This is a genomic window from Streptomyces fungicidicus (assembly GCF_003665435.1).
GTDB lineage: Bacteria > Actinomycetota > Actinomycetes > Streptomycetales > Streptomycetaceae > Streptomyces > Streptomyces fungicidicus.
This window is the reverse complement of record NZ_CP023407.1, coordinates 5760292-5780497: the sequence shown is the minus strand read 5'-3', so window position 1 is coordinate 5780497 and position 20206 is coordinate 5760292. Positions and strand designations below refer to the sequence as shown.

Below are 20206 nucleotides of genomic sequence, written 5' to 3'. Positions count from 1 at the left end.
TTGACGGGTCGGCTCCCGGAGGGTCAGCGGGCCGAGAGCCGGTAGGTGATCCGCCCGAAGCCGATCTGGTCGCCGTCGCGTACGACGGCCGCGCCCACCACACGCCGCCCGTTCACCGTGGTGCCGTTGGTGGAGCCGAGGTCGCGCAGCACCCACAGGCCGCCCTGGTGGTGGAGTTCGGCGTGCACGCGGGAGACCGTCTCGTGACTCAGCCGCAGTCCGCTGGCCGGGTCGCGCCCTATGCGCAGGGGGTGACCGGTCGCCGGGTGCGGCAGCAGCAGCTTGGGCAGCTTCTCGGCCTGCCAGGCGCGGCGCAGCCGCACGGTGAATCCGGAGACGGCCCCCACGGTGCCGAAGACCAGGCGCGAGACGCGGCTTTCCCTCGGAAGGTCGGCGATGAGCGCGGCGAGTTCGTCGGAACGGCGCGCCACGAGGGCGAGTTCCATGCGCCGCACGAACGTGTCGTGGGACAGGCGGCCCATGGCGGCACCGTCCCGCAGCACGCTCAGCGCCTTGTCGCGCTCCGCGTCGGAGAGCCGCGCGGGGTACGTGTGGAACTCGAAGGACGACGTCACGCTGCTGATTGTCGGTCAGCGACGGCCGGGCTGTCCAGAAAGCGGGGAACCGCCCGTCACGCGCGACGCCCGGCGACACCTGCCGCAAAAGGGCGGATCCCCCGGCGAATTGATCTCCCATGGCGCACGATGGACGCACTACATCACGGTGAGCAGACGAAGGGGAACCGTCCGTGCAGTTCGAGGTGTGGGCACCACAGGCCGGCCGAGTGACGCTCCAGTGCGACGGCGCCACGCGCGCGTTGGAACGCGACCCCGAGCGGGAGGGGTGGTGGCGGGCGGAGGCGCGGGCGCAGGACGGTTCGCGGTACGGCTTCTCGCTCGACGACGGCCCCGTCCTGCCCGACCCGCGCTCCCGCCGGCAGCCGGACGGCCCGGACGGGGAGAGCGCGGTCGTCGACCACGACCGGTTCGCCTGGAGCGCGGAGTGGTCCGGGCGCCCGCTGCCCGGCGCGGTGCTGTACGAGCTGCACGTGGGCACGTACACCCGCGAGGGCACCTTCGACGCGGCCGCCGAGCGGCTCGGTCACCTGGTGGACCTGGGCGTGACGCATGTGGAGCTGATGCCGGTGTGCCCGTTCCCGGGCCGGCACGGCTGGGGGTACGAGGGCGTCTCGCTGTGGGCGGTGCACGAGCCGTACGGCGGCCCCGAGGGCCTGAAGCGGTTCGTCGACAGGGCGCACGCGCTCGGGCTCGGCGTCGTACTGGACGTGGTGCACAACCACCTGGGGCCGTCCGGGAATCATCTGCCGCAGTTCGGGCCGTACTTCACGGACACCCACCACACCCCGTGGGGTGCGGCGGTCAACCTGGACGCGCCGGGCTCCGACGAGGTGCGCGCGTTCCTGGTGGACAGCGCGCTGGCCTGGCTGCGGGACTACCGGATCGACGGACTGCGGCTGGACGCGGTGCACGCGCTGGTGGACACCCGCGCCCGCCACTTCCTGGAGGAGCTGTCCGGGGCGGTGGACGCCCTCGCCGCCGACACCGGCCGGCCCCTGTTCCTGATCGCCGAGTCGGATCTCAACGACCCCCGGGTCATCACGCCCCGCCCGGAGGGCGGCCTCGGGGTGCACGCCCAGTGGAACGACGACTTCCACCATGCCCTGCACACCGCGCTGACGGGCGAGTCGCAGGGCTACTACGCCGACTTCGCGCGTGCCCCGCTCACGGCTCTCGCCAAGACGCTCACCGGCGGGTTCTTCCACGACGGCACGTACTCCGCCTTCCGGGGCCGGCACCACGGCCGTCCCCTGGACCGCGACCGGGTGGCCGGGCACCGGCTGCTCGGCTACAGCCAGACCCACGACCAGGTGGGCAACCGCGCCCAGGGGGACCGGCTGGCCGCGTCGGTCTCCCCGGGGCTGCTGGCCTGCGCGGCGACGCTCACCCTGACCGCTCCGTTCACGCCCATGCTGTTCATGGGCGAGGAATGGGCGGCGGGCACGCCCTGGCAGTTCTTCACCGACCACACCGATCCGGTGCTCGCCAAAGCGGTGCGCGACGGCAGGCGCCGGGAGTTCGCGGCGCACGGCTGGGCCGAGGAGGACGTGCCGGACCCGCAGGACCCCGCCACCCGCGAGCGTTCCTGCCTCGACTGGTCGGAGCCGGAACGCGAGCCCCATGCGCGGGTGCTGTCCTGGTACCGGCGGCTGACCGCCCTGCGTCACGAGCAGCCGGACCTCACCGACCCCGACCTCGGCGACACCAAGGTGGCCCTCGACGAGGAGCACCGCTGGCTGGCCTTCCGGCGGGGGGACGTCCGGGTCGCCGTGAACCTCGGCGCGCGGCCGGCGGCGATCCCCCTGGGCGTCCCCGGCGCCCGTGTGCTGGCGGCGTGGGAGCCGGTGGAGACGCCGGGCTCGGACGGGGTGCTGCGTCTGCCCGGTGAGTCGGCCGTGGTGCTGCTGCAGGAATGACCGGCGCTACGACGTCTCGTCGCCGCCCCTGAGGTCCGTCACGCGTTCCAGCATGATCGGCTCCCAGGCGCGGCGCAGCCGGGTGCGCGCGAGGAGCGGCGGGGCGGTGGAGCCGCCGGTGAGCACCTCGGCGAGCAGGGTCAGCGCGTCGCAGCGGGCCAGCCACAGACCGCGCAGACAGGGGCGGGCGCCGTAGCCGGCGAGGGTCGCGGCGCGCACGGCGGCCGGCGCGCCGACGGCGAGCGCGAGTCCGGCGATGTCCTCGGCGGGGTCGCCGACCACCGCGGCGTCCCAGCCGAGGACGCCGCGCACCCTGCCCTCCGCGCTCACCACGAGGTGGCCGCCGCCGAGGGCATGGTGGACGAGGACGGCCGTGCCGGGCTGGGTGGCGAGCTGGACCGCGGCGGGCGCGGTGAGCCGGCCCAGCCGTCCGGGGTCGAACTCGTCGGCCGCGGCGAGCCGTTCGGCGGCCTCCCCCGCGGTCCGGCGCAGCGACTCCAGGGAACGCGGGGGGACGCGCGGCACACCGAGCGCCTCCGCCTGCCGCACCGGCACCTCGCGGAGCCCCGTGAGCAGCCCGGCGAGGTCGGCCTCGCCGACGGCGGAGACGCGGTGCTCCTCCGCCGTCCCGCCGGGCAGCCGGGTGTCGAGGGTGCAGAGCAGACCGGGCGCCCACTCGCCGTGCGCCACGGCGGACGGCACCGCGACCGGGACATGCGGGCGGACCAGGTCGCGCAGCCGCAGTTCGCGGCGCCGGCACGCGCTCGCCTCCCGGTCCGGGGCGAGGCGCAGCACATGGCGCGTGCCGACCCACCAGGTGGCGGGCGCGTCGCCCTCGGCGACGGGCCGGACGTCGGGTGCGGCGGCGGAGTCCGCGCCGCCGCCCTTCCCGCCGTCCCGCAGCAGGGAGCGGGCCAGCCGGCGGACGGTGTCCTCGGTGGGTGTCGGTGCCTGGGTCATGATCGCGCCGTTGCCGTTCGGGGAGGCAGGGAGGGGACGAGGGGAACCGCTCAGTCCACTATGACCATCTCCCGCGCGGTGTTGTTCAGCCGCCGTCCGCCGTCCCCGGTGACGGTCACGATGTCCTCGATGCGCACGCCGAACCGGCCGGGCAGATAGACGCCGGGCTCGACGGAGAAGCACATGCCGGGGACGAGCGGCTGCTCCTCTCCCTCGATCATGTACGGCGGTTCGTGCGTGGTGACGCCGATGCCGTGCCCGGTGCGGTGGATGAAGTACTCCCCGTACCCGGCGTCTTCGATGACCGCGCGGGCGGCCCGGTCGACCTCCTGGCAGGCGGCGCCGGGCCGTACCGCGCGGAAGCCGGCCTCCTGGGCCTCGCGCACGAGGTCGTGCACCCGGCGTTCCTCGTCGGTGGGTTCGCCGACGTGGACGGTGCGGGAGGTGTCGGATCCGTAGCCGTCCCTGAGACCGCCGAAGTCGAGCACCACCATGTCGCCGCGTTCGATGACGCGGTCGCCGACCTCGTGGTGCGGGTTGGCGCCGTTGGGTCCGGAGGCGACGATCGTGAAGTCGACCTGGGAGTGCCCGAACCGGCGCAGCAGGCCGGCGAGGTCGGCGGCGACGTCCGACTCGCGGCGGCCCGCGAAGGCGACGCTCCTGATCTCCTCGAACGCCGCGTCCGCCGCGGCGCCGGCGGCGGCGAGGAGTTCCAGCTCCGCCGCGTCCTTGACGGCGCGGAGCATCGGCAGGGCCTCGGTGAGGGAGGCGTACGAGGTGCCGGGCAGCGTCCGCTGCAGGCCCAGCAGGTGCATGGCCCAGGCGTTGTCGCTGATGCCGAACCGGCCGTCCGCGTCGAGCAGGGCGGCGGTGGCGGCGTAGGGGTCCTTGCCGTCGGTCCAGTCCCGCAGGGTGAGCGCGGAGGCGCCGAGGGCGCGTTCGGCGTCCGGCGCCTCCAGGGTGGGGACGACGAGCACGGGGTCCCGGCCGGGGGCCAGGACCAGCAGGGTGAGCCGCTCGGTGACGGCGGTGGGGGTGTATCCGGTGAGCCACACCAGATCGGGGCCGGGTGCCACCAGCAGCCCGGCGAGCCCGGCGTCGGCGGCCTGCCGGGCGGCGCGTTCCATACGGGCCTTGTAGTCGTCGGCGGTGAAGGACGCGGACGCGGCGCCGGTCATTGCGGGGCCTCCCAGGGCGGACATCAGGTTATGGGCAGCATCCTGCCCGGCGGGCGGGGGCGGCGCGAGCCGGTTGACGGTGTTGCCCCCGCGTTGGACCTAATGGTTGGATCAACGTTATCCATTAGTGGACCCTTTGCCTGGAGGCGTACGACCGTGCTCGTACTCGCACACATCAGTGATCTGCATCTGGACGGGACCACACGGGCGACGGAGCGCGCCCGCCGGGTACGGGACCGGCTGTGGGAGCTGCCGGTCCCGCCGGACGCGCTGCTGGTGACCGGGGACATCGCGGACCACGGCACCGAGACCGAGTACGAGGAGGCCGCGCGGCTGCTGGGGCTGCGCGACGGAAACGCCCCGTTCCCGGTGCTCACCTGCCCCGGCAACCACGACAGCCGGGAGCCGTACCGCAAGGCGTTGCTGGGGCTGCCGGCCGCCGGCGGACCGGTCAACAGCGCGCATGTGCTGGACGGCGGCGCGGTGCTGATGTGCGACTCGAGCATCCCGGGCCGCGACGACGGGGAGCTGGGCGAGGAGACCTGCGCGTGGATCGAGTCGGTCCTGGACGGACTCGACGACGGCCTTCCGGTCCTGCTCGCCTTCCACCACCCGCCCGTGCCACTGCACCACCCGCTGCCCGACTCCTACCCGCTGCGCGACCCGGGGCGGCTCGCCGACCTGCTGGCGCGCCGCCCCGGGATCGCCGGCCTGATCACCGGTCACGCCCACACCCCGGCCGCCACCACCTTCGCGGGCCGTCCGGTGCTGGTGGGGCCGGGGGTGACCTGGACGCTGCGGCTGCCCTGGGAGGGCGAGGAGATCGCCGACCGGGACGCCCCGCCCGGGTTCGCCCTCCATGTGCTGGACGACGAGGGGCGGCTCACCAGCCACTTCCGCGTGGTCATGTGACGATGCCGGGGACCGCCGTCAGCCGCTGACGCGCGCCGCCGCGGTGGCGCACCGTCAGCTCCACCTCGTCGCCCGGGCGGGCCCGGGCGACGGCGCGGGCGAGGTCGGCGGCCGACGCGACGGGGGCTCCGCCGAAGGCCAGGAGCACGTCGCCGCGCACGAGCCCCGCCGAGAAGCCGGGGCCGGGCGCGTGCACGGCGACGACCAGCGCACCGGGGCCCGTGCCGTCGGCCACCTCCACGCCGAGCCTGCCGCAGGCGGGGGTGGTGGCCGCCGCGGCGGCGGCCACCACCCCCGCCTGCGGCTTCGGGCCGGAGATCGCGCCCGCGCCGACGAGTGTGGCGCCCATCGCGCCGAGCCCGACCCCGGACAGCACCAGGGCCACCCCGGTCAGCGCCCCGAGCAGGACGGCCGGCAGCCGCCGCCCGCGGCGCCGTCCGGGCCGGCGGCCGGGCGGTCCGGAGCCGGGCCCCTCCCCCGGCCCGCCGCCCCCGCCCCCGTCGCCGGGCATCGGTCGGGGCCGCAACGCGGTCTGTTCCATGGTTCGCCTCCGGCGCGGGTACGGGGAGTCAGACGAGGACCGGGGGCGCCGGTGTGCGGTGCGGAAGGAAGCCGTGGACCCGGCCGGACAGGTACTCGTCCTTGTACCGGTCCACGTTCCGGTGCCAGTTGAGGATGCCGGCCATCCAGTTCCGCAGGTCCGCCACATAGCCCGACATGATCGCCCGCGCGTCCTCCGACAGCTGGAAGTCGTCGTAGACGACGGGCAGTTCGTGCTCCGCGACGTGCTCGAACTGGCGCATGCGCTGGTTCATCAGGTCCTGCACCACGGGCAGCGCGGTCGGGTAGTCGACGCCGAAGAAGTTCTGCACCACGAGGACCGCGTTGTGCATCTCCCCCTCGAACTCGATCTCCTTCTGGTACGAGAAGACGTCGTTGAGCAGGCACGCGTAGTCGATCGCCGCGTTCTCCAGGGAGCGGACGGGGCCGCTGCGGTAGACCTCCGGGGGCACCGCGGGTCCGTGTCCGGCGCGGCACAGCCCCAGGGTGAGGTCGGAGCCGAAGGTGGCGCGCCGCATCTCCAGGTAGTCCACCGGGTCCGGGACACGGTTCTGGATCTGGTTGGACAGCTCCCACACCCAGGACTCGGTCATCGTGTCGACGGCCGACCTCAGGGGGCGGCGCTCGTCGGGCGTCATCCCGGCCGTCGTACGCGCCCACAGGTCGGTCAGGGACCGCTCCATGGCGTTGACGGGCGGCGGGACCTCCTCGCCGTCGAGGGGCATGCAGGCCGACAGGCGGGCGGTGGTCAGCCGGGCTGCGGCCAGATCGCGGCGGTGGCCGTAGACGAGCGGGTAGTAGTCGTCCCCGTAGGTGCCGAAGGCCAGCCAGCCGGAGGCGAGGTCGAGCTCGTCCTGGGTGGCGTCCGGGTCGAGGCCCGCGGCGCACAGGGCGAGGTCGCAGCTCTCCAGCTTGTCCTCGTCCCAGACGCCCTCACCGAGGATGCCCATCCGCCGCGACCACTCCAGCAGGTGGCTCCGCGCGCCGTCGAGGGCGGGGCTCAGCCGCAGCGGGAACGGCATGCGGATCTCGGGGATCACCGAGGGGCCGACCTTCCGGTACGGCACGTGCGCGTGGGCGCGCAGCCTCTCGGTCGCCGCCCCGGCGAGCAGCGCGCCGACGTCGGCGGCGGTCGTCCCCGGTCCGGAGGGAGCCCCCCAGGGGTTCCCGGAACGCGCGCCCTCGTTCATGTAGCGGCTGGAGCGCATGTGCCATTCGTGGCCGCCCGACTGCCAGTCCTGCAGCCCCTTCGTGTACGCCGCGACGGCCGCGGCGCCCGCCGGGTCGAGCCCCTTCTCCAGGGCCACGGCGGGGACTTCGGTGAACGCGGTGTGCTCGAACTGGTGCAGCCGCGAGGTGAGGACGTCGTTGACGATGTCGGCGGCCTCCTGGGTGGTGCAGCCGAAGAAGGTCTCCAGGACGAGTACGCCGTTGCTGAGTTCGCCCTCGTCCTCGACCTCCCGCTGGTAGGAGAACAGGTCGTTGCGCAGGTGGACGGCGTCGGAGAACGTCTCCATCAGCACCCTGAGCGGCCTGGTCCCGGCGACGGCGGCGGGCACCTCGGCGGTCGCGTACTCCACCAGCCCGGCGGACCAGGGCGCGCCGCCCACCTTGCGGCGCATCTCGATGTACTCGACGGGGTTGGCGATCCGTCCCTCGTTGATGTTGGACAGCTCCCACATCGACTCGTTGAGGAGGTGCTCGGTGGCGACCGCGAACCTGCGGCGCCAGTCGGCGGACATGGCGGGCACGGTCCGCGCCCACAGGTCGGCGAGACCGGCCTCGACCGGGTTCTCCGGTTCGGGTACGGGGGTCGCCGGGTCGAGGGGCATGAACAGCGGCAGCCGGTCCAGGTGGGCCTTGCCGGCGGTGCGGTCCTGGCTGCGTTTGAACTTCTCCAGGAAGTGGTCGTCGAAGAAGAAGACCCACACGTACCAGTCGGTGACGAGCGAGAGGGCGGGCCCGTCGCAGTCGGGGTGGGTGTAGGCGCAGAGCAGGCCGTAGTCGTGCGCGTCGAGGTCGGCCTGCTCCCAGACCCCGCTGCCTTCCAGCATGCCCATCTCGCGCGCCCACCCGGTCGAGTGGGCGCGGGCCTCCTCGACGTGCGGGTTGAGCCGCGCGGGATGCGGCAGGTAGAAGTGCGGGAGTTCGAACGGCTGCGTCATGGCCGGGGGCTACCCGTGGCCCGGTGACGGCATCCGTCCGGCCCCGCATGATCACACCATCGCGTGAACCGTGCCCCGTGAGGGAGTCGCGGGCGCTATGTCCGCACCTGGATCAGCGCGTGGGTGCCGGCGGTGCGCCAGCGCCGGCCCTCCGCCGCGTCCAGCGCCGCCTCGGTGGCGGCGGTCAGCCCGGTGACGACGTCGGACTTGAGGGTGCGCAGGGCGGCGACCGGGCCCGGGAAGTAGTCCGTGACCCCGGCGAACGGTGTGGTCGGGGGCCAGTACCGGTCGCCCACGAGGCGGCGGTAGTTGAGGTCGCCCTTGACGACGGTGAGGGTGGCCGCGGCGAAGTCCGCGCGGAGGTCGTCGGGCATCTCGGCGTACGGCAGCGGTGCGCAGGAGAACGGGTGGGCGCGGAGGGTGAGCCGGCCGTCGGAGAGGGCGTCCCACAGGCCGCGGCCGTACCCGGCCGCCGCGCCCTGGGCTCCGGTGAGTCTGCGTACCGCGTCGACGACGTCGGCGGTGGTGGCGTCGGAGACGTAGTACGGGTAGGGCTTGACGTGCAGCACCGCCCGGCCGATCCGGCCGTGCGCCAGCAGATGGGCGACGAGCAGCAGGTCCGGGACGAGTTCGCGGCCGGCGTTGTCGGCGACCAGGCACAGGGTGCCGGTGCCGGAGGCGCCGAGCAGCGTCCACAGCCGTTCGCTGTCGTCGGCCACCAGGGCGGGGACGGCGGCCGTCCGCTCGGCGCCCTCGGCGGACAGCCGGAAGCCGAGGTCGGCGCGGTTGCCCCACAGGGAGCCGTGCAGCAGGGCGCGGGCCCGTTCGTCCGCGGGGCGCCCGGCGAGGTCGTCGAGGGCGGCCAGTTCCTCGTCGGTGGCGGGTGAGCCGAGTTCGGCGAGCTTGGACGGGCGGAAAGGGTCGATGCCCTGCCAGGGTCCGGGGCCGAAGTAGCCCACCGCGTCCAGCAGCCGGCGGTAGAACCAGCTCTCGGACCAGAGCCAGGGCACGTCGTACCAGGAGCGGCCCGCGTAGGAGTCCGTTCCCCAGGCCGCCCAGCGTTCCCGGTCGTGGGCGCCGGCGGGGAGGGGTTCGACGGCGCCCCCGGTGCATTCGGCGAGCAGGGCGTCGAGCGCCCGGTGTTGCGCGGGCCCGTACGGGAAGGCCTCGCGCACCTGCCGGATGATCGCGGGGTGCCGCTCGGCCAGCACCCCGTGGGGAAAGGTGCCGGGCTGGTCGCCGAGGATCACGGGCGCGGTGGGGGTGTCGGACATGCGGCTCACCGTAACGCGCGCCCGTGCCCGCGCGCCGGAGCTCACACCGGCGCGATCTCCCGTTCCAGCCGGGCGGCCAGCGAGAGGTAGCGGGCGCGCCGGGTCACGGGGACCAGGCCGCGGATGAGGAGCTGCCACATCTCCGCCGTGCGGCGGGGCTGCCGGGCGACGGACTCGCGGGAGCGGCCGACGACCCTGGTGCCGACGAAGAAGCAGACCAGGGAGTGCGCCACGACGTCGATGTCGACGTCCGGGTGGACGTCGGACTCCTTCACGGCGCCGAGGAGCCGGGAGGTGACGATGTCCAGCCACTCGGTGAAGGGGTGGCTGAGCGGCGGGCGCGGGCGGGTGCCGCCGGTGGCGAGGCGCAGTCCGGCCCGCAGGACGGGGTCCTCGGCCGACATCCTGGCTATGCAGAAGGTGAGGCGCATCAGCGCCTCCAGCGAGGTCTGCCCGCGCGTCTCGGTGTCCCTGGCCAGCCGGCGGCTGGTCGCGGACTGGAGTTCCAGGATGGCGTGGGCGAGGTCCTCCTTCGCGGCGAAGTGGAAGTAGAGGGCCCCCTTGGTCACTTGGGCGTGCTCGACGATGTCGCTGAGACTGGTCGATTCATAGCCCTGCCGGTCGAACAGGTCGGCGGCGGCCGTGATGATCGTCGCGCGGGTCTGCTCGGCGCGTACCTGCCTCGCCATCGCCTTAACTCCTGTGCCGGAAAGGAACGGGTCATGCCGTTTGTTTTGACGCCCAGTACACGATAGCTCACCCTGCGGCGACAACCATCATGCGTCCGGACCACCGGACTTGGACACATCCGACAAATCAAACGCGCTCCGTGAAAGAAAACAGCACGTCCGGTATCTAAGTGTGGCAGGCGCCGGGGCAAAGGGGAACGGCGGGCCGCCAACCCGCCGCCGGCGCTCGGCGGTTGCCGGGGCACGGGCCGCCGCAACCGATTCACGGCGGGGTGAACGCGGCGGCCGGCCCTTCCGTACTGCACGGAAGGACCGACGTGTTCCCGCCCGGCCGAGGAGGCGTTCCGGATGCCCCGGACGACCGCACACCGCACCGCGCTCGCGGCGGTCTTCGTGACCCCGCTGCTGCTGCCGCTGTGGGCGGCCGGGCAGGCCGGGGCCCACGGTGCGCCGACGGATCCGGTGAGCCGGGTCGTGGCCTGCTCGCCGGAGGGCGGCGAGCGCGCGGGGTCGGCGGCCTGCCGGGCCGCCGTCGCCGCCAACGGCGGGCCGTTCACGGCGTGGGACAACCTGCGGGTGGCGGACGTCGGCGGCCGGGACCGGCAGCGGATCCCCGACGGGCGGCTGTGCAGCGGGGGCCTGCCCGCCTACCGGGGCCTCGACCTCCCGCGCACGGACTGGCCGGCGACGCGGGTGGCGCCCGGCGGGGCGCTGCCGGTGACGTACGCCTCGACGATCCCGCACACCGGCACCTTCCGGATGTACCTGACCAGGCCCGGCTACGACCCGGCGAAGCCGCTCACCTGGTCCGACCTGCCCGCGAAGCCGTTCGCCGAGGTCACGGACCCCGCGCTGACGGACGGCGCGTACCGGTTCCGGGTGACGCTGCCGTCGGACCGGACGGGGCGTCATGTGCTCTACACGGTCTGGCGGAACAGCGGCACCCCCGACACGTACTACTCGTGCGCGGACGTGGTGTTCCCGGAGGCGGAGAAGCAGGCGGACCCGGCACGGGAGAGTACGGCGGACCCGGCGGAGGCGGAGAAGTCGGCGGACCCGGTGGAGAAGGGCCCGGCCCCCTCGTCGTCGGCTCCGCGTCCCCGGACGGCGGCCACCCCGGCCGCGGGCGCCCCGGCGCCGCGTGCCGCGGGGACCGCGGGCGCGGCCGCCGCGGACACCACCGCCGCCGCGTCGGGGCCCTCCGCCCCGCTGCTCGCGGGCGGCGCCGGCGCCGTCCTGGTGCTCACCGGGGGCGCCGCGCTGGCGCTGCGGCTGCGCCGGCGCTGAGCGGCGGGCGCGCCGGATCCTTTCCGTACCGCCCGTGCGGTTCGGCGGGGAGAGGGGCCGTTCCGGCTCACGGTTCATCACGATGCGGCAGCATCGCCTCACTTCACGTGGCTGTTCACTTGACTACCAGTGGTTCCACAGGGTTGGCTCCGGGCCAGTGAAAGTCACCCGTTCGGCGCACGCCCCCGCGAGTCCGTCGGGGCCCTTCCCCTGCTCTTGCTCGGCCGCACAGCGAGGTCCGCACTCCTCATGATCACTCGTCCCCCGTCCCGCCGCCTCCCGAGACGCCGCCCGGCGGCGCTGGCCGCCGCCGTGGCGCTGCTGGCCACCGGCTGCTCCGCCTACGGCGCGACCGACGACTCCTCGGACTCCGACGGCCGTCCGAGCGGTTCCCGCGCCGGAGGGATCAAGGTCACGATGGTCACCCACGGCAGCGAGGGCGACGCGTTCTGGGACCGGGTGAAGAGGGGCGCCGAGGCGGCGGCCGCCAAGGACGGCATCGAGCTGACGTACCTGAGCGACCCGGACCCGGCGGGACAGGCCGACCTGGTCCGCGAGGCGGTCCGCGACGGCGTCGACGGCATCGCGCTGACGCTGGCCAAGCCGGCCGCCATGAGGGGCCCGGTCAACGAGGCGCGGGCGGCGGACATCCCCGTGGTCGGGCTCAACTCCGGTATCGACGCCTGGAAGTCGGCGGGGCTGCTGGAGTACTTCGGCCAGGACGAGAGCGTGGCGGGGCGGGCCGTCGGCGACAAGCTGGACGAGCTGAAGGCCAAGCACGCCCTGTGCGTCGTCCACGAGCGTGGCAACGTTGCCCTGGAGGCCCGCTGCGCCGGCGTGAAGAAGACGTTCGGCGGGACGACGGAGAACCTCTACGTGGACGGCACCGACATGCGCGCCGTCTCCGGCATCATCACCGCCCGGCTGCGGCAGGACCCGACCATCGACGAGGTCATCACCAACGGGGCGGACTTCGCGCTCACCGCGGTCGACGCCGTCGCGGAGGCGGACAGCGGCGCCGACGTCGCCACGTTCGACCTCAACAACGACCTGGTGGAAGCGGTGCGCGGCGGCAACGTCCAGTTCGCCGTGGACCAGCAGCCGTATCTGCAGGGCTATCTCGCCGTGGACGCCCTGTGGCTGTACCGCACCAACGGCAACATCAGCGGCGGCGGGGTCGCGCCCGTGCTCACCGGACCGGCGTTCGTCACCAAGGCCAACGCGGCCTCGGTCGCCGGGTTCGCCGCCGACGGAACCCGCTGACGGGCCCACCCCGTGCGTACCTCCCCCACCACCCGACCGCTCTAGGACCACGATGTCTCCACGGACAGGTGCCCGGCGCCGTTTCGGCTCCATACGTCTCTCGCTCTTCCTCCTCGCGCTGGTGCCCAGCGTCACCCTGGCCGGCATGTGGGGCCTGACGACGATCCAGATGTTCTCCGAGGGTCTCGAGCTGCGTGCGCAGACCGAACTGAGCCGCTCCACCGGCGCGATGGGCACCCACGCCACGCTCGCGCTGCAGCAGGAGCGGCGGCTGACCGCCGCGTGGCTGGCGGAGCCGGACAGCCCCAGGACCGCTCTCGACGCGCAGCGCAAGCGGTCCGACGAGGCGGTGGCGAAGCTGGTCGGCCAGTCGGACGCGATCGCCGAGGCCCCGGCGCGCATCTCGGACCGGCTGTACGGGGTGCTCGGCTCGGTGGGCAGCCTGGAGTACTACCGGCAGCAGGTGGACGACCCCAGCGACATCACCGCCGAGCAGGCGCTCGACCAGTACACCTCGATCATCGACGACCAGATCCACGCCTTCCAGGAGCTCTCCCAGGTCGACGACGGGGATCTGACCTCGCAGGCCGAACCGCTGGTCTCGCTGGACCACGTGGCGGAACTGCTCTCCGAGGAGGACGCGCGGCTCACCCTCGCCTGGACCTCCGGGCGCCTGGACACGCAGGGCTGGAACGATTTCGCGAAGCTGGTGCACACCCGCCGCTGGCTGGTCGACGACCAGATCGTGCCCTCGCTGCGCGGCGAGACCAAGACGCAGACCGAGCGGATCCTGCAGAGCGCGGAGTGGCGCGGCCTGGAGGCGATCGAGGACCAGATCCTGGCGACCCCGCCCACGGGCGAGAAGCTGAGCGTCGAACTGCCCGAGCTGCAGGAGCGCTGGGTCGAGGCCGTGGACCGGGTCTCCCCGCAGTACGCCACCATGATCCGGCAGCAGACCGACGCGCTGCTCGTCCGCAGCGCCGACGAGGCCCGCAGCCTGCTGCTGACGGCCGCCGCGCTGAGCGCCGCCGGACTGCTCGCGCTGCTGCTGTGCGTCGGCCTGTCCTGGCGCATCACCCGCTCGCTCTCCCGCCGGCTGCGCGGTCTGCGGGTGGCCACCCTCGGCCTCGCGGAGGAGCGGCTGCCCGACGTGGTGGCCCGGCTGGAGCGGGGCGAGAAGGTCGACCCGGAGTCGGCGACCACTCCGCTGGACTACGGGCACGACGAACTGGGCCAGGTGGCACAGGCGTTCAACACCGCGCAGCGCACCGCCGTGCACACCGCGGTCGAACTGGCCGACACCCGGCGCGGTTTCCAGAAGGTCATCCTCGGCATCGCGCGGCAGAGCCAGAACCTGGTCAACCTCCAGCTCAGCAAGCTCGACGCGCTGGAACGCCGGCACACCGACCCCGAGGTCCTCAAGGGGCTGTACGAACTGGACTCCACGGCGAGCCAGTTGCGCCGATACGAGGAGAACCTGGTCATCGTCAGCGGTGAGCGCCCCGGCCGCTCCTGGAGCGAGCCGGTCGCGCTGATCGACATCATGCGCAGCGCCGTCGGCGAGGTCGCCGAGTACCAGCGGGTGGAGCTGCACACCGAGGAGGAGGTGTCCGTCGCCCCGCCCGCGGTGGCCGACGTGATCCATCTGCTGGCCGAGCTGATCGACAACGCGACGGTGTACTCGCCGGCGCCGAGTCCCGTCGGGGTGCGGGCCACGATGGTGGCCAAGGGGCTCGCCGTCGAGATCGAGGACCGGGGCCTCGGCATGTCGGACGAGGACTACGCCTCCCTGAACGCCCAGCTCACCAAGGCGCCGCAGTTCGACGTCGTGGCGCTCGCCGACGACCTCCGGCTCGGCATGTTCGTGATCTCCCAGCTCGCGCACCGGCACGGCATCGCCGTCACCCTGCGCCCCTCGCCGTACGGCGGCACGACGGCGATCGTGCTCGTCCCGCACGAGATCGTGGTGCGGGACGTGCCCTCCGGCGGCGGGACGCGGGAGCGCCCCGCCGGGACGGCGGAGGAGACCCCGGCCGCCGGGGAGCGTGCGGAGGGCCTGCCCCGGGAGACCGCCGCCGCGGGCGTGGAACGGGCCGCCGCGGCCCGGCCGGCGGCCGCCGTGCGGACCGCCCCCGCGCCGGCGCCCGCGCCCCGCAAGGACGGTCTCACGCCGCTCCCCCGCCGGGTGCCGCAGACGAGCCTGGCCGCCGAACTCCGCGACGACGTCCCGCCGGAGGCCGACGGGGACTCCGGTGAGGACTTCACCGCGGAACGCGCCGCCTCCTCCCTCGCCGGCTTCCAGCGCGGCACGTACCAGGCGCGGGACGACGACGACACCGACGCGACGCCGCCGGAGGGCGCGGACGCGGGGGCCGCACCGGTGCGCGTGCCCGCCGCCCACGAGCCCCCGACTCCGCCCGCAGACCGCTGACCGCCGACCGCTCACGAAGGAACACCGTCATGACACGCCCCATACCCGCCACCCACACCCAGCTGGACCAGCTGCTGACCGGACTCGTGGAACGGGTCGCCGACGTGAACCAGGCCGTGGTGCTCTCCGAGGACGGACTGGTGGTGAGCAAGTCCACCGGCTTCCCGCGGGACGACGCGGAGCGCCTCGCCGCCACCGCGTCCGGTCTGATGAGCCTCAGCAAGGGCGTCAGCATGGACTTCCGTGGCGGCCCGGTGCGTCAGGCGCTCATCGAGATGGCGCAGAGCTTCCTGATCCTCACCTCGGCGGGCCCGGGCGCCCATCTGGTGGTGCTCACCGGCCCGAACGCGGACGTCGGCGTGGTGGCGTACCAGATGAACATGCTGGTGAAGAAGATCGGCGAGCACCTCAGCGCGGCCCCGCGGGACATCGCGGGGCCGGCCGTCGACCCCGGCGTGTGAGGTGGGCGGAAGCGACTCGGCGGGCCGGCTCGTCCGGCCGTTCACCCTGACCGGTGGACGGACCCGGCCCAGCCGCGGCGACTTCACGCTCATCACCACGGTGACGGCGGCGGACCCGCAGCCGGAGGCCGCGGCCCGGCCGCAGCCCGAGCACGCGCGGATCCTGCGGCTGTGCGCCGAGCCGGTCGCGGTCGCCGAGCTCGCCGCGCGTCTCGACCTCCCCATGAGCGTGGTCGTCATCATGCTGTGCGACCTGCTGGAGGCGGGCCGGATCACCATCCACCCCCCGCACCCCGTCAACCGCACCACTCCGGATCTGGATCTGCTGCAGAAAGTGAGGGAGGGCCTTGGCCGGCTCTGACACCACCGCCCGGTCGTCCGGCGGGCGTTCGGCACCCGACACGGTCAAGATCCTGATCGCCGGCGGCTTCGGCGTGGGCAAGACCACCATGGTCGGCTCGGTCAGCGAGATCGTGCCGCTGCGCACCGAGGAGCCGCTGACCATGGCGGGCCTGGGCGTCGACGACCTGAACGGCGTCGAGGAGAAACGTGCCACCACGGTCGCCCTGGACTTCGGCCGGATCACCGTCTCGGACGACCTGGTGCTGTACCTCTTCGGCACGCCGGGGCAGCAGCGGTTCTGGTTCATGTGGAACGACCTGGCGGTCGGCGCGCTGGGCGCGGTGGTCCTGGTGGACGTGCGCAGGCCCAAGTCGAGTTTCGCCGCGATCGACTTCTTCGAGCGGCGGGGCATCCCGTTCGTGATCGCCGTCAACGGCTTCCACGGGGAGCACCCGTACCCGGTCGAGGACATCCAGGAGGCGCTGGCGCTGCCGGACGGGGTGCCCGTGCTGCTCTGCGACGCCCGGGAGCGGGAGTCGTGCCGGGACGTGCTGATCTCGCTGATCGACCGGCTGATCGCGGAGGCGGCCCCGGCGGGGTGAACGGCCCGTGGGGTGCGGCCCGCCGGCCGCACCCCGCGCGGGTCAGTCCAGACCGGCCGACTTCAGCCAGGCCTTGGCCACGTCCAGCGGGTCCTTCTTCTCCAGCTGCACCTGGGCGTCCAGGTCGAGCAGCGTCTTGGTGTCGAGCTTCGCGGAGACCGCGTTCAGCGCCTCGACGCCCTCCTGGGGCAGCCCGTCCTTGCTGACCAGCGGGGTGACGTTGGCGAAGCCGAAGAGGTTCTCCGGGTCCTTCAGGACGACGAACTTCTCCTTGACGATGGTCGGGTCGGTGGTGAAGACGTCCGCGGCCTGGACCTCGTTCCCGGTGAGCGCCGCCTGGGTGAGCGGGCCGCCCGCGTCGAGTGCCTTGAACGACTTGAACTTCAGGCCGTAGACGGACTCCAGGCCCTTCAGCCCCTGCTGCCGGGTCTGGAACTCGGGAGAGCCGCCTATGGTGATCTCCGGGGCGGCGTCCTTGAGGTCGGCGAGGGTGGACTCGGCGGTGAGTCCGTGCTTCTTCGCGGTCTCGGCGTTGAGGGCGACCGAGTCCTTGTCCTCGGCCGGCGACGACTCCAGCAGCGTCAGCTTCTTGTCCAGCTTCGCCTTGGCGGCCTCGTTCACGGCCTCCGCCGACTCCTGCCCGGCCTCGGGGTCGAGGTAGGCGAGGAGGGAGCCGTTGTACTCCGGCAGGACCGTGATGGAGCCGTTCTTCATCAGGCCGTACGTCGTCTCACGGCTGCCGATGTTGTGCTTGTAGTCGACCTTGAGGCCCTTGGCGCGGAGCGCCTCGCCGTAGATGTCGGCGAGCAGGGTGCTCTCGGCGAAGTTGTTCGAGCCGACGACGACGGTGCCGGCCTCGGCCTTCTCCCCCTCGAGGGGGTTGTCGGAGGTGTCGTCGGAGGAGGAGCAGCCCGCGAGCAGCGCCGCCGCGGCGGCGAGCGCGACGGCCGCCGCGCCGGTGTGCCTCGTTCTGGACCTGCTGCGCTGCGCGGTAGAAGTCATTCGCCGATCCAATCCAGCCGTTCCTGGGGAGTCAAGAACGTACTGGTTACGGTTTGTCGCACAGTTGATCGAACGTCAGCGCCTGCGCACACCGGGCGACACGGCCAGCCGGCCCACCGCCCAGAACACCGCGAGGGTGGCCAGCGCCAGGACGGCCACCAGGGTGGCGCCGCCGACCACCTTCTCGTAGTCGCGCTGGTAGAGCCCGTCGATGATGTACCGGCCGAGCCCGCCGAGACTGACGTACGCGGCGATGGTGGCGGTCGACACGATCTGGATGGCGGCGGACCGCAGACCGCTCAGGACGAGCGGGAGCGCCACCGGCACCTCGACCCGGAAGAGGATCCGCGACTCCCGCATGCCCATGCCCCTGGCGGCGTCCACCGGGGCGGGGTCGACGGAGCGCACGGCCTCGTAGGTGGTCACCAGGATCGGCGGGATCGCCAGCACGACGAGCGGGATCATCACCGGCAGCAGACCGAAGCCGATCAGCAGGACGGCGAGCACCAGCAGTCCGAAACTGGGCAGGGCGCGGGCGGCGTTGGCGATGAAGGCGAGGGCGTTCCCGCCGCGTCCGGTGTGGCCGGTCAGCAGGCCGACGGGCAGGCCGATCGCGGCGGCCACGGCGAGCGCCAGCAACGAGTACTGCAGGTGCTCCCAGAAGCGCTGCGGGATGCCGTCGTAGCCGTGCCAGTGGGCGCTGTCGCTGAAGAAGGCGTTGACGAAGTCGAGGACGTTCACCGGAGCGCCCCCTCGGGGTCCCGCGCCGCGGCGGGCCGGGGACGGGTTCCGGCGCGGGGCATCCACGGCGTCAGCAGCACCCGCAGCCCGACCAGCAGGGCGTCGCACAGGATGGCCAGGACGGCCATCGTGAGCACGGCGTTCACGGCGAGTTCGGGCCGGTCGTACTTCTGTGCGGCGGCGAGCAGGTTGCCGAGGGCGCCCTGGTTGCCGATCAGGGCGCCGACGCTGACCAGGGAGATGCTGGACGCGGTGGCCACCCGGAGCCCGGCGACGATGGCGGGCGCGGCGATGGGCAACTGCACCTGGAGGTAGCGGCGTACGGGGCCGAGGCCCATGGCGGTGGCCGCGGTCAGGGTCTCGTCCGGCACCGAGCGCACACCGTCGACGATGGCCGGGACCAGCACCACCAGGCTGTACAGGGCCAGCGGGATCATCACGGTGAGCTCGGTCTGGCCGGTGTAGTCGATGAGGACGACGAAGAACGCCAGGGAGGGGATGGCGTACAGCACGGTCGTGGTGCCGAGCACGGGCGGGTACAGCCAGCGGAAGCGCCCGCACAACTGGGCGACGGGCAGGGCGAGGAGAAGTCCCGCTGCCACCGGCAGCAGGGCCTCCCTCATGTGCACACCGATCAGGCCGGCCCAGCTGTTCTGCAGGTCGCTGGGGATGTCGAAGAAGCCGTTCACTCGGCGACCCCGGCCTTCTCCGTGTCCGCCCGGCCCTCGGTGTGGGCGGCGCGGATCGCCTCGCCGATGGTCTGCTGCGAGACGACGCCGGTCACCCGGCCGTCGCCGTCCACCGCGACCGCCCAGCCGACGGGCGAGAGCACGGCGCAGTCGAGGGCGACCCGCAGGGAGTCGGCGCCGGGCGTGAACGGCCGACCGTACGGCAGCAGCCGGTCCGCGCGGACGTCGCCGGCGGTCGCCTCCTCGCGGGCGGCCCAGCCGAGCGGACGGCCGTCGGCGTCGGTGACCAGCAGGTGCGCGGCCCCGGTGGCGGCGGCCGGTCCGGCGGCGGCGCCGGACCGGATCACGGCGTCGGTCGTCAGCTCCAGTGCGGCGGACGGGAAGAAGGACAGCCGCCGGATGCCGCGGTCGGCGCCCAGGAAGTCCTCGACGAAGCCGTCGGCGGGGTTCGACAGCAGTTCGGCGGGCGGCGCGTACTGGGCAAGCCGGCCGCCCTCGCGCAGTACCGCGACCATGGTGCCCAGCTTGATCGCCTCGTCGATGTCGTGGGTGACGAAGACGATGGTCTTGCCCAGCTCGTCCTGGATGCGCAGGAGTTCGTCCTGCAGCCCCTTGCGCACCACGGGGTCGACGGCCGAGAACGGCTCGTCCATCAGCAGCACCGGCGGGTCCGCGGCGAGCGCCCGCGCCACCCCGACGCGCTGCTGCTGGCCGCCGGAGAGCTGGTACGGGTACCGCTTGGCCAGCGAGGGGTCGAGGCCCACCCGCTCCATCAGCTCCGCCGCCCGTTCCCGGGCCCGCTGCTTGCCCCAGCCGAGCATCCGGGGGACGGTGGCGATGTTGTCGACGATCGTGCGGTGCTGGAACAGCCCCGCGTTCTGGATGACGTACCCCATGGACCGGCGCAGGGTGGTGACCGGCTGCCGCCGGCTGTCCTCACCGTCCAGGAGGATCGTTCCCTCGGTGGGTTCGACCATCCGGTTGATCATGCGGAGGGTGGTCGTCTTGCCGCACCCCGAGGGTCCGACGAGGACGGTGATCGAGCGGTCGGGGATGTCCAGCGACAGCCGGTCCACCGCCACCGTGCCGTCCGGGTACCGCTTCGTGACTGAGTCGATCCGTATCAAGACGCGGAATACCCTTCCGATGGGCGGA

General features: G+C 73.3%; 19 protein-coding genes. 8 read left to right on the top strand and 11 right to left on the bottom strand.

The window, feature by feature from the left end:
* Window positions 1-23: 23 nt before the first annotated feature.
* Entirely contained in the window at window positions 24-575 is a 552-nt protein-coding gene (locus CNQ36_RS26095; protein ID WP_121547763.1) for a DUF1707 and FHA domain-containing protein, read from the bottom strand.
* Window positions 576-748: 173 nt separating this feature from the next.
* Between CNQ36_RS26095 and treZ the strand changes: the two genes are divergently transcribed.
* Window positions 749-2494, top strand: coding sequence for a malto-oligosyltrehalose trehalohydrolase (gene treZ, locus CNQ36_RS26090; RefSeq protein WP_121547762.1), 1746 nt, complete (start codon window positions 749-751; stop codon window positions 2492-2494).
* A gap of 6 nt (window positions 2495-2500) precedes the next feature.
* Here treZ and CNQ36_RS26085 read toward each other — a convergent pair whose 3' ends face one another.
* Together CNQ36_RS26085 and CNQ36_RS26080 are read right to left on the bottom strand one after the other, a co-directional pair.
* Window positions 2501-3454 carry an aminoglycoside phosphotransferase family protein gene (locus CNQ36_RS26085; RefSeq protein WP_121547761.1) on the bottom strand — a complete coding sequence of 318 codons (954 nt, stop codon included), beginning with the start codon at window positions 3452-3454 and terminating at the stop codon, window positions 2501-2503.
* Between the two features lie 50 nt (window positions 3455-3504).
* Window positions 3505-4632, bottom strand: a complete 1128-nt coding sequence (locus tag CNQ36_RS26080; RefSeq protein ID WP_121547760.1) for an aminopeptidase P family protein — start codon at window positions 4630-4632, stop codon at window positions 3505-3507.
* A 156-nt stretch (window positions 4633-4788) separates the two neighbouring features.
* Between CNQ36_RS26080 and CNQ36_RS26075 the strand changes: the two genes are divergently transcribed.
* Window positions 4789-5544: a metallophosphoesterase gene (locus CNQ36_RS26075; RefSeq protein ID WP_121547759.1), complete on the top strand. Its 756-nt coding sequence runs from the start codon at window positions 4789-4791 to the stop codon at window positions 5542-5544.
* Here CNQ36_RS26075 and CNQ36_RS26070 read toward each other — a convergent pair.
* The 4 genes from CNQ36_RS26070 to CNQ36_RS26055 all read right to left on the bottom strand — a co-directional run bounded on the left by CNQ36_RS26070 (window position 5537) and on the right by CNQ36_RS26055 (window position 10233).
* Window positions 5537-6085: a PDZ domain-containing protein gene (locus CNQ36_RS26070; protein ID WP_121547758.1), complete on the bottom strand. Its 549-nt coding sequence runs from the start codon at window positions 6083-6085 to the stop codon at window positions 5537-5539. The two genes, CNQ36_RS26075 and CNQ36_RS26070, sit on opposite strands and share 8 nt — an antisense overlap.
* Window positions 6086-6113: 28 nt before the next feature.
* On the bottom strand, window positions 6114-8270 hold the full coding sequence (cyc2, locus tag CNQ36_RS26065) for a germacradienol/geosmin synthase Cyc2 (RefSeq protein WP_121547757.1): 2157 nt from the start codon (window positions 8268-8270) through the stop codon (window positions 6114-6116).
* A gap of 95 nt (window positions 8271-8365) precedes the next feature.
* The gene (locus CNQ36_RS26060) at window positions 8366-9544 is read right to left on the bottom strand and encodes a damage-control phosphatase ARMT1 family protein (RefSeq protein ID WP_121547756.1); all 1179 of its coding nucleotides are present in this window, start codon (window positions 9542-9544) and stop codon (window positions 8366-8368) included.
* Window positions 9545-9585: 41 nt separating this feature from the next.
* Window positions 9586-10233: a ScbR family autoregulator-binding transcription factor gene (locus CNQ36_RS26055; RefSeq protein WP_040905900.1), complete on the bottom strand. Its 648-nt coding sequence runs from the start codon at window positions 10231-10233 to the stop codon at window positions 9586-9588.
* Between the two features lie 348 nt (window positions 10234-10581).
* Between CNQ36_RS26055 and CNQ36_RS26050 the strand changes: the two genes are divergently transcribed.
* The 6 genes from CNQ36_RS26050 to CNQ36_RS26025 all read left to right on the top strand — a co-directional run bounded on the left by CNQ36_RS26050 (window position 10582) and on the right by CNQ36_RS26025 (window position 16619).
* Window positions 10582-11520 carry a lytic polysaccharide monooxygenase gene (locus CNQ36_RS26050; RefSeq protein WP_121547755.1) on the top strand — a complete coding sequence of 313 codons (939 nt, stop codon included), beginning with the start codon at window positions 10582-10584 and terminating at the stop codon, window positions 11518-11520.
* Window positions 11521-11769: 249 nt separating this feature from the next.
* Window positions 11770-12783: a substrate-binding domain-containing protein gene (locus CNQ36_RS26045; RefSeq protein ID WP_121547754.1), complete on the top strand. Its 1014-nt coding sequence runs from the start codon at window positions 11770-11772 to the stop codon at window positions 12781-12783.
* Between the two features lie 52 nt (window positions 12784-12835).
* Complete coding sequence (locus CNQ36_RS26040) at window positions 12836-15214, top strand: sensor histidine kinase (protein ID WP_121547753.1); 2379 nt, start codon at window positions 12836-12838, stop codon at window positions 15212-15214.
* Between the two features lie 29 nt (window positions 15215-15243).
* Complete coding sequence (locus CNQ36_RS26035) at window positions 15244-15675, top strand: roadblock/LC7 domain-containing protein (protein WP_121547752.1); 432 nt, start codon at window positions 15244-15246, stop codon at window positions 15673-15675.
* Between the two features lies 1 nt (window position 15676).
* Window positions 15677-16036: a DUF742 domain-containing protein gene (locus tag CNQ36_RS26030; RefSeq protein ID WP_004923495.1), complete on the top strand. Its 360-nt coding sequence runs from the start codon at window positions 15677-15679 to the stop codon at window positions 16034-16036.
* A complete protein-coding gene (locus tag CNQ36_RS26025; protein WP_121547751.1) occupies window positions 16023-16619 on the top strand; it encodes a GTP-binding protein in 597 nt (198 codons plus the stop codon). The genes CNQ36_RS26030 and CNQ36_RS26025 overlap by 14 nt, the downstream gene beginning before the upstream one ends.
* 42 nt (window positions 16620-16661) lie before the next feature.
* Here CNQ36_RS26025 and CNQ36_RS26020 read toward each other — a convergent pair whose 3' ends face one another.
* From CNQ36_RS26020 to CNQ36_RS26005, 4 genes are all read right to left on the bottom strand, one after another.
* Entirely contained in the window at window positions 16662-17621 is a 960-nt protein-coding gene (locus tag CNQ36_RS26020; RefSeq protein ID WP_121547750.1) for an ABC transporter substrate-binding protein, read from the bottom strand.
* A gap of 75 nt (window positions 17622-17696) precedes the next feature.
* A complete protein-coding gene (locus tag CNQ36_RS26015) occupies window positions 17697-18362 on the bottom strand; it encodes an ABC transporter permease (RefSeq protein ID WP_004923503.1) in 666 nt (221 codons plus the stop codon).
* The gene (locus tag CNQ36_RS26010) at window positions 18359-19051 is read right to left on the bottom strand and encodes an ABC transporter permease (protein WP_004923506.1); all 693 of its coding nucleotides are present in this window, start codon (window positions 19049-19051) and stop codon (window positions 18359-18361) included. Before CNQ36_RS26010 ends, CNQ36_RS26015 begins: the two co-directional genes overlap by 4 nt.
* Window positions 19048-20178 carry an ABC transporter ATP-binding protein gene (locus CNQ36_RS26005; protein WP_163013370.1) on the bottom strand — a complete coding sequence of 377 codons (1131 nt, stop codon included), beginning with the start codon at window positions 20176-20178 and terminating at the stop codon, window positions 19048-19050. Before CNQ36_RS26005 ends, CNQ36_RS26010 begins: the two co-directional genes overlap by 4 nt.
* Between the last annotated feature and the right edge of the window lie 28 nt (window positions 20179-20206).

What these genes read in the sequence shown, in the direction of transcription:
- CNQ36_RS26045 (WP_121547754.1), top strand. Translation starts at nt 11,770, where the DNA reads ATGATCACTCGTCCCCCGTCCCGCCGCCTCCCGAGACGCCGCCCGGCG.
- CNQ36_RS26055 (WP_040905900.1), bottom strand. Translation starts at nt 10,233, where the DNA reads ATGGCGAGGCAGGTACGCGCCGAGCAGACCCGCGCGACGATCATCACG.
- CNQ36_RS26070 (WP_121547758.1), bottom strand. Translation starts at nt 6,085, where the DNA reads ATGGAACAGACCGCGTTGCGGCCCCGACCGATGCCCGGCGACGGGGGC.
- cyc2 (WP_121547757.1), bottom strand. Translation starts at nt 8,270, where the DNA reads ATGACGCAGCCGTTCGAACTCCCGCACTTCTACCTGCCGCATCCCGCG.
- CNQ36_RS26060 (WP_121547756.1), bottom strand. Translation starts at nt 9,544, where the DNA reads ATGTCCGACACCCCCACCGCGCCCGTGATCCTCGGCGACCAGCCCGGC.
- CNQ36_RS26085 (WP_121547761.1), bottom strand. Translation starts at nt 3,454, where the DNA reads ATGACCCAGGCACCGACACCCACCGAGGACACCGTCCGCCGGCTGGCC.
- CNQ36_RS26040 (WP_121547753.1), top strand. Translation starts at nt 12,836, where the DNA reads ATGTCTCCACGGACAGGTGCCCGGCGCCGTTTCGGCTCCATACGTCTC.
- CNQ36_RS26020 (WP_121547750.1), bottom strand. Translation starts at nt 17,621, where the DNA reads ATGACTTCTACCGCGCAGCGCAGCAGGTCCAGAACGAGGCACACCGGC.
- CNQ36_RS26080 (WP_121547760.1), bottom strand. Translation starts at nt 4,632, where the DNA reads ATGACCGGCGCCGCGTCCGCGTCCTTCACCGCCGACGACTACAAGGCC.
- CNQ36_RS26050 (WP_121547755.1), top strand. Translation starts at nt 10,582, where the DNA reads ATGCCCCGGACGACCGCACACCGCACCGCGCTCGCGGCGGTCTTCGTG.
- CNQ36_RS26035 (WP_121547752.1), top strand. Translation starts at nt 15,244, where the DNA reads ATGACACGCCCCATACCCGCCACCCACACCCAGCTGGACCAGCTGCTG.